Below are 1,445 nucleotides of genomic sequence, written 5' to 3'. Positions count from 1 at the left end.
GGCTGTGCGCGGTTGCTGGTGAGCGGGCGCGGGATGCGTACCTGATCCCGACCGCGTCGCTTTCTTCGCGAGCAGGCTCGCTCCCACATTGGAATGATGTTCTCTGTGGGAGCGAGCCTGCTCGCGAAGGGGCCAGCCCAGACACAACAAAAAACGGCCTCCCATAGCGGAGGCCGTTTTGCATTCACTTCTGCCGACTTTTCTTGCGCCGCCGCCATTGCCGCGCTACCCACCAGCGCCAGTACAGCATCACCAGAAAGTACGCGAGAACGCCGAGCACCAGACCGACAACCACCGAGCCCAACAAAAACGGCTGCCACAATGTCGACAGCTCACCGCTGATCCATTCCCAGGTCAGCTCGTCCGGCAGATGCCGCGCCGGCACATCCATCAGGAACGCCCCGGCCTGGTAGGTGCAGAAAAACACCGCCGGCATGGTGATCGGATTGGTCAGCCAGACCAGACTCACCGCGATCGGCATATTGCCGCGCACCATCACCGCCAATGCCGCCGCCACCAGCATCTGCGCAGGTATCGGCAGGAATGCCGCAAACAGGCCGACCGCCATCGCCCGGGCGACCGAGTGGCGGTTGAGATGCCAGAGGTTCGGGTCATGCAGCAACGTGCCGAGAAAGCGTAAGGATTTGTGTTCCCTGATGCTCGTCGGGTCGGGCATGTAACGTTTGAATAAGCGCCGGGGCATAAGGCTTCTCGGTCGGTTAAGGCGGCAAGTATGTCTGGATTCTACGAACCGCCCATTCAGACTTTGTGACAATTGTTGACGACGGTGGTGCCGCACACCCGCTATGCCTAAGGAGGGGACTCTCAAGGACGGGCATATGCGCACAGGGATGATGGCGCTGGCAGTCGGTCTGCTGGCCCCGGTTTTTTTGCCGGCCTTGCCGCCGGTCGGCTTGCTGGTAGTGCTGCCAGTGGTGGCGCTGATGCTGCTGCCGTTTCGCAGCTATCCATTGGCTTTTTTGCTGTTTGGTTTCACGTGGGCTTGTTTCAGTGCGCAGTGGGCGCTGACTGACCGCTTGCCACCGGGTCTTGACGGCGAAACCCGTTGGCTTGAAGGGCGGGTGGTCGGCTTGCCGCAACACAACGATGGCGTGGTGCGTTTCGAGCTGGCTGATGCGCGTTCACGCCACGAAAAGCTGCCATCGCTGCTGCGCCTGGCCTGGTACGCCGGGCCGGCGGTGAATAGTGGTGAGCGTTGGCGTCTGGCGGTGAAATTGAAGCGCCCGGGTGGCTTGCTCAACCCGGACGCTTTCGATTACGAGGCCTGGCTGCTGGCGCAACGGATCGGGGCGACCGGCACGATCAAGGATGGCCAGCGCCTGGCTGAGGCCCGGTATGCATGGCGCGACGGCGTTCGCCAGCGCCTGCTGGCGGCCGATGCGCAAGGACGAGAGGGCGCGCTGGCGGCGCTGGTGCTTGGTGAC

General features: G+C 62.8%; 2 protein-coding genes. One reads left to right on the top strand and one right to left on the bottom strand.

Annotation, left to right across the window (positions count from 1 at the left end):
• Window positions 1-184 precede the first annotated feature (184 nt).
• Window positions 185-703 carry a DUF2062 domain-containing protein gene (locus tag OQK_RS00670; RefSeq protein WP_016770668.1) on the bottom strand — a complete coding sequence of 173 codons (519 nt, stop codon included), beginning with the start codon at window positions 701-703 and terminating at the stop codon, window positions 185-187.
• Window positions 704-839: 136 nt separating this feature from the next.
• Here OQK_RS00670 and OQK_RS00665 point away from each other — a divergent pair.
• A partial coding sequence (locus OQK_RS00665) for a ComEC/Rec2 family competence protein (protein WP_157221858.1) occupies window positions 840-1,445 on the top strand: 606 nt, incomplete at its 3' end.

This window comes from Pseudomonas sp. R62 (assembly GCF_000257605.1).
Lineage (GTDB): Bacteria > Pseudomonadota > Gammaproteobacteria > Pseudomonadales > Pseudomonadaceae > Aquipseudomonas > Aquipseudomonas atacamensis.
The sequence above is the reverse complement of the archived record's forward strand: the minus strand, read 5'-3'. Positions and strand labels throughout refer to the sequence as shown.